Source organism: Ruegeria sp. AG7 (assembly GCF_056541545.1).
Map to the genome: position 1 here is coordinate 1 of NZ_JBQFYP010000037.1, position 6,327 is coordinate 6,327.

The following is a 6,327-nucleotide window of genomic DNA, read 5'->3' on the forward strand; positions in this document are numbered from 1 at the left end:
GAATTGTTTGACAGGTTCGCCATTCTTGCGCGGCGTTAAATTCACATTTGAGCATTCGCATCTTGACAGATTAATATGCCAAGAAAAATCGATTATACCTTCAAAGTCATAAGCCTGACCTATGGATAAACTTACTTATGAGATTCGGAATGATCAGACGAAGCTTCGTGTGGGAAGCTAGCCAGAATAGCGAACAGACGGGGAAAACCTAACGGTTCCTTTCCTTCAGTAAAAACGCCCCAGTTCCCTGATCCTTTGCGGATAATCATCTGGAAAACGCCAGATGATCTCTCCGGGTGCGCGCACCAGACCGCGCGCGGCGGGGTCTTTGTTGGTCAGCAATGATAGGAAAAGATCGCTGCTGGCCCATGGTGAAGACCGGAAATACCAATGTCCGTTGCCATTGCCCGCCTCTTCGGCATCCGTCACGTCGATGACATGCAGCCTTGGGGTCCGGGCCAATTCCGCTTGCACCGCAGGCACTGCTTCGCCGGGGGGCGAGGTCTCTCCGACGCGCTTGCGGCCAAAGACGAGCCTAGACATCGCCAGGGCGGAATCCGTTTGCGACTGATAGATCGTCAGGTCCGTAACCGCATCGAGTAGACCGTCCTCGATAGCATGAATGAAATAAGCACGGTCTAGATCGCTGCCGATCAGGATGAGTTTGCCCAACCGCGCGTTTCCCTCGGCCCCCAACGCGATTTGATAGGCGGCGTCAAAGGCCAGCCTTGTCCCGGCGCTGTAGCCGATCAGGTGGATGCGACGGGCATTGGTATGGGTCGAGAGAAAGGCAATCAACTCGCGCAGATAACGTCGCGAGGCCAGCGCCGATTCCTGATCACGGAAATAGGCCAGCGCATTTGGGGTTGCTGTCCAGTTGTAACTGATGAAAGCGCCCTGATAGCCCAGAAAATGCTGCAACTGGCTTGAGACTAGGGTGGAATAGTCGAAGTCCACATTATAGCCGTGGATGTAGATGAAAATGTCCTTGTTGGCCGATTGCGCCAACTGCGCATTAATTTGTGACGCAAAACGGCGACCGGCGGCTTCAACTTCGACACGGCTGGGTGGGGTATCCATGTATTTGATTGCGCTGAACGGCAAGATGCCGGTCTCGGCCACGCCCACCACACGCAGCCTATAGTCCTGATCCCGCGCCGCGGCGAGTGTTATGCGCCGTGCATTTTCCCAGCTTTCAAGCGGCGGGTCCGACGCAACCTGCGCGACACCTGCCCGCAGCACTTGCCCCCGTGCGTTATTGTAGCTTTTCTGTGGGTCGTCCGGTCCTGCGGGCTGGCGGTCTGTTGCGTAAAACAGTCGCGCCCGCGACTCGAAATTGCCCTCGGTCACATCCTCGAATGGATCAAGCGTGCCATCAGCAAAGACCGTTGGCGAAGGCATAATGTCAATTTCATTGTAGGTTTTCGCTGCACACCCAGTCAGGGCGACACAGATCAATAGCCACCAAAACCTACGCATCAGACCCTTAACGCTCCGTCATATTCCGGCCGCTTTGTGAATTTGCGGCACAAGATTTCACACATTTCTTTTGCAAATAGTCCGACATTGGCAATCGTTTATTGCCACGCGCGACCATAAGTATCAGCCGCAAATTGGGTGCGGTTTCGATGCCCGGCGCCCGCACCGGGCACGACCTCGATGGGTCTAGTCTGCCAAAACCGGGTCAGATCCTGCGCGTTGCTGGGTTCGATAGAGAGAGGGCGAAACGCCTGTCCAGCGGTTGAAGGCGCGTCGGAAGCTGCGGGGATCTTTATAGCCAAGCGTACTGGCGATCTGGTCAATAGACCTGTCGGTCTGGGTCAGCAAATGCTGTGCCTTGCTTTTTGCAAAGCGGGTTTGGACGGCGTTGAAGGACGTGCCTTCCTGACGCAGCGCGCGCTGCAGGGTTCGCGGCCCTATTGCAAGATGGCTTGCCACGGTATCCTCTGACATATCCGCGTTTGCGACAGTGATCTGCAATACCTGTTCCACTGCATCCCCAATGGTCTGCACAGGATTAACGCCCATCAACGCCGCCAGATCATCAAGATCAATGTTCGCGTCCAGACTGCGGGGCGAAGGGTTGCGCGTTTGCAAATCGCCCAGTCGGATGGCAATACCGGGCGGGCTGTCCCGAAGACGCACGGGGGCGCCAATCATCTCTTCGATCTTCGGGACATCGACTCGCGCCTCATGTGGCAGTTCAATCCAGTCCGGGTGCCAGCCTTCGCCCAGAAAGTGGCGGATAACGGTAGCGAGGACAAACACCGAGCCTTCGTCCAGATGTTTGTGACCCATGACCGTCAGCCCGACTGCACTGCGCCCGACCACGACATGGGTCTCGGTCTGACGAAATACGATCTCTGAACCTGGGTGTATCAGCAAGAACGCCCGTGCCCCGCGCGCCAGCGCGGTAGCCAGGTCAGGCGCGCTCAGCACAAAATTTGAATACGCGCCGTAACGCGCGTAATCGAATTTGCGGCCAATCCGGGCACCAAGAAGCCTGTCGCCCATCGCACGGGCCACCGTTTCAACCAGAATGCCCTCTGATGCGTAGGGTGCAAAACCCGCTTTCAGCGATAGAACAGAACGGTCCAGGCCGACCGCTTGAAGGGCGTCCGCAACGGTGCTCGCTCCGGCGAAATCTTCAAGCAGTTCCACGACATGGGCCAACTCGCGAATTGTAACCATGTTTCGACGCATTGGGTTAGTTTGTCGGGAATTGTCCGGTGACACAACCCGTCAAGGCGCTGCACAATCGCCCTGCGACAACGGGTTACACCGCCGTTCCCTCAACCCGTCATCACCGACGAAACCTGTGATTTCTTAAGGGACATGTTCGTGAGTAAGTCTTTCCCCCTCTCTCTCAGTCAGTCGCTGACGTTGCTGGCCACGATCTGGGCTCAGGCGGCGTATGCGCAGGATATGGACACAACCGTCGACAGTTTAACTGACAGCCGCGAGATCCCGGTTACCATCGACAATTTCACCCGCGCCGCGACTGATCTTGAGCTGGGCAAATATGTGTCACTGGCCGGAGGAGTGAACAGGTTCTTTCACTTTCGCGAACCGACCCCGGTGGATGATCAACCAACTATCCGGATGAACCGCGACACGCTGTACAGCACCGCTGTTATCGACATCAGCGAAGGCGCAACCCTGACGCTGCCAAATGCAGATGGCCGCTATATGACCGCAATGGTTCTCAATCAGGATCATTACATCGAAGAGGTGTTTCACGGTGGTGGCACCTATGCGCTGGATGTCGAGACTTTTGGCACGCCCTATGTTGTCGTCTTCATGCGCGTGTTGGTCGATGCCGCCGATCCTTCGGATGTGGCCACCGTCAACGCGTTGCAGGACCAGATGCTGGTCGAGGCCGGGTCGGCCCGTCCGTTCATCCTTCCCAATTATGACGAAGCCAGTTTTGAGGGGCTGTTACAGAGCATTCTGGCCCTCGGCCCCTATGTGCCGGACAGTTCCCATATGTTCGGCGCGCGTGATCAGGTTCAGGCGGTCCGGCATCTGATCGGCACCGCTGGCGGTTGGGGTGGGTTGCCCGAGCATGAGGCCTATTACGTCAGTGTAGAACCAAATCTGCCAGTGGCCGAGTATCGCATCGATGTTCCCGCCGAGGTGCCGGTCGGGGCGTTCTGGTCTGTCAGCCTTTATAACGCCAGGGGCTTTTTCCAGCCCAACGCGCAAGGTGCCTATAACGTCAATTCAGTGACAGGTGCGCGCAATGGTGATGGATCAATGACCATTCACCTGAGCGGGTGTATGGATGGGCGGGTCAACTGCCTGCCGATCATGGAGGGCTGGAACTATACCGTGCGGATGTATCAGCCCGGGCCCGAGGTTCTCGATGGGACGTGGAGCTTCCCCCCAGTTCGCCTTTTGAATTAACGGAAAGGATTTCTCATGCGACGTCTTCTTTTTGCCCTTGCGCTGTGTGTGCCCTCGATTGCCGCGTCAGAGGAGGTGAGCATCCACAACCTTGTGCGGGCGGAATCTGACACGATGATCCGGGCAAATCTTGCCGCCAATGGGGTGGGCGTGGGCGAAATCGTTCACGAACGTACGCTGGTTTCGGCGGATGCTCCGCAGCCGATCATCCGCGCAAATCAGGACACGCTTTATTCCGCCGTGATCCTCGACCTGTCCCAGCCGGTCCACATCACCCTGCCCGACGGCGATGGCCGTTTTCAGTCGATGCTGGCTATCAGCCAGGATCACTATGCCTTTGTCGAGGCGACGCCGGGCACCTATGACCTGACCGAGGACAATGTCGGCACGCGCTTTGCCTTTGTCCTGTTCCGTACATTCGCCGATGCCACGGATGCCGAAGATCTGGCCAGAGCGCATGCGGCGCAGGACGGGATCGGGCTCAGCGGCGGTGGCAACGGCCCGTTCGAAGCGCCGGACTGGGATATGGAAAGCCTGGCCGAGGCGCGCAAGGCGGTGAACGATCTGGCAAGCGCGGTCGGCTTTGATGCGGCCAATGCCTTTGGCCGCAAGGACGAGGTCGACCCGATTGATCACCTGGTCGGCGCCATCGCTGGTTGGGCAGGGCAACCGGCGACCACAGCCTCGGCCGTGATCTCCAGTGTCGATGCAAATGATGGCGAGACGCCCCATGCAATCACGGTCAACGACGTCCCGGTCGACGCGTTTTGGTCGATCACCGTTTACAATGCCGACGGCTATCTTGAGCCGAACGAGCTTGGCCGCAACAGTTACAACAACGTTTCAGCCAAGCCCAACGAGGACGGGTCATACACTATCCACTTCGGTGCATGTGACGATGGCCGGATCAACTGTATCCCGACCCCGCCAAGCTGGAATTACACCGTCCGCCTGTACCAGCCGCGCGCCGAAATTCTGGATGGAAGCTGGACCTTTCCATCGGCTGAACGGATCAACTGAACCGATAAGGAGACCGAGATATGCAGTTTTCGACAAAGTCACAGGCCACCGCACTCGCCCTGCTGATGGCCGCAATCCTGGCCTTGCCGCTGCCAGCCGAGGCCCAGTCGCAACGAACGAAGAACACGGTTGGCGGTGCCGTCGTGGGGGCTGGGGTGGGGTACCTCGTATCCGGCAGTGACGGCGCAAAAGCCGGAGCCGTCGTCGGTGCCATCGCTGGCTATCGTAAAAAGCGTTAAGGCCACGCTGCACGTGCCGCACACTGTTGAAGAAATGAGGTAGATCACATGAAACGAGTTCCCCTAACGGCAATTTTCGGGATGTGCATTGCAGCGCTGGCGAGCACTGCCTCTGCCGATGCGGAGATGGACGAAATCATCGCCGCAGCTGCACCGTTCATGCATCTTAGCTGCGCCAGTGTTCTTGCAGAGCACGAGGATGACCCCGATCAGGTAAGCCAGATCGTGCGTCTCATGGCGATGGTGTCGCTCTATAACCGTCAGATCGATGTCGTGGCTACCGTCCCGGAAGAATATCTGGGCGACCTCAAGACCGAGTTCGTCGAAGAGCTTGAAGACGCCTGCGACAACGACGGTGGCAGGTTGCTGGCTGGGGCAGTGGACGATGCTGTGAGGGAAACCTTTGAAGAGTTCGAATAATCCGCTGCATTAACAATCGGCCGCCGAATGCGGCTGCCAGCTTCTTCATAAGTCTTTTGCAAAATGAAACGGCGCACGGGCGCAAAGGACCATGCCAAGCCCGCTGTGCATTGGGTAAGATGCACATCAAGGTGAAGGGCATTTGTCACAAAGCACGATTGTCTCCAGCCGTGAAGAGATTCGCAACGCAGCTGTGACGCTCTTGGCTGTCCAGCTCAAACCGCACTATCCTGTGTTTCAGAAGAAAGCTTGCTTGTTGTTTTCTCACCCTGGCCTTGCCCAACTCTGGGGTCGAAGCCTCTGGGAAACATGGCGCGATTCAGTGGGATTTCGATTGGGTGAAACTCATTCAGGGCATTACCTTTGTCCCAAAGTAGAAGCAGCTCGCAATTGTGTGGCTTTTTGTTGGTTTTTCTTGACCAGCCAATCAATTTGATACATTTTTCACGATAAAGACCTAAATGGAGCACAAATTAACACGAATCTAGACCGTTTTGTTTGTTCAGCGCGATCCTTGGGAAAGAGGTTTCACTTCGGTCCAAGGATGGTTTCAAAGCGGCGGCAATGCTAAACTGGAATTCCTGTGCGGGCTGGTTTTGGCAACCTGATATGGAAAGGTATCGCCCCGACACTTCGCATGTGAACAGCGCATCTTGAGGGTCCAAATCTTTTGAACCGGCGGGCACTGGATGCAAATGACCCAAAGCGCCTCGCAAAAGAAGGCGCCCAAAAACGAAGATCA

General features: G+C 56.7%; 7 protein-coding genes. 4 read left to right on the forward strand and 3 right to left on the reverse strand.

Annotated elements, in window-relative coordinates:
* Positions 1-225 precede the first annotated feature (225 nt).
* Positions 226-1,401, reverse strand: coding sequence for an alpha/beta hydrolase (locus tag ACR0BF_RS20095; protein WP_480625654.1), 1,176 nt, complete (start codon positions 1,399-1,401; stop codon positions 226-228).
* Positions 1,402-1,665: 264 nt separating this feature from the next.
* The gene (locus ACR0BF_RS20100; protein WP_480608340.1) at positions 1,666-2,691 is read right to left on the reverse strand and encodes a helix-turn-helix domain-containing protein; all 1,026 of its coding nucleotides are present in this window, start codon (positions 2,689-2,691) and stop codon (positions 1,666-1,668) included.
* A gap of 150 nt (positions 2,692-2,841) precedes the next feature.
* Here ACR0BF_RS20100 and ACR0BF_RS20105 point away from each other — a divergent pair, with 150 nt between their 5' ends.
* Genes ACR0BF_RS20105 through ACR0BF_RS20120 form a run of 4 tightly spaced genes read left to right on the forward strand, consistent with a single transcriptional unit; the run spans position 2,842 to position 5,585 of the window.
* Positions 2,842-3,906: a DUF1214 domain-containing protein gene (locus tag ACR0BF_RS20105; RefSeq protein ID WP_480623966.1), complete on the forward strand. Its 1,065-nt coding sequence runs from the start codon at positions 2,842-2,844 to the stop codon at positions 3,904-3,906.
* A gap of 15 nt (positions 3,907-3,921) precedes the next feature.
* The gene (locus ACR0BF_RS20110; protein WP_480625655.1) at positions 3,922-4,926 is read left to right on the forward strand and encodes a DUF1214 domain-containing protein; all 1,005 of its coding nucleotides are present in this window, start codon (positions 3,922-3,924) and stop codon (positions 4,924-4,926) included.
* 20 nt (positions 4,927-4,946) lie between these two features.
* Positions 4,947-5,165: a glycine zipper 2TM domain-containing protein gene (locus ACR0BF_RS20115; RefSeq protein ID WP_480477721.1), complete on the forward strand. Its 219-nt coding sequence runs from the start codon at positions 4,947-4,949 to the stop codon at positions 5,163-5,165.
* 48 nt (positions 5,166-5,213) lie between these two features.
* A complete protein-coding gene (locus tag ACR0BF_RS20120) occupies positions 5,214-5,585 on the forward strand; it encodes a hypothetical protein (protein WP_480608333.1) in 372 nt (123 codons plus the stop codon).
* A gap of 473 nt (positions 5,586-6,058) precedes the next feature.
* Here ACR0BF_RS20120 and ACR0BF_RS20125 read toward each other — a convergent pair.
* Positions 6,059-6,327: hypothetical protein (locus tag ACR0BF_RS20125; protein ID WP_480625656.1), on the reverse strand; the 269-nt coding region annotated here is incomplete at its 5' end.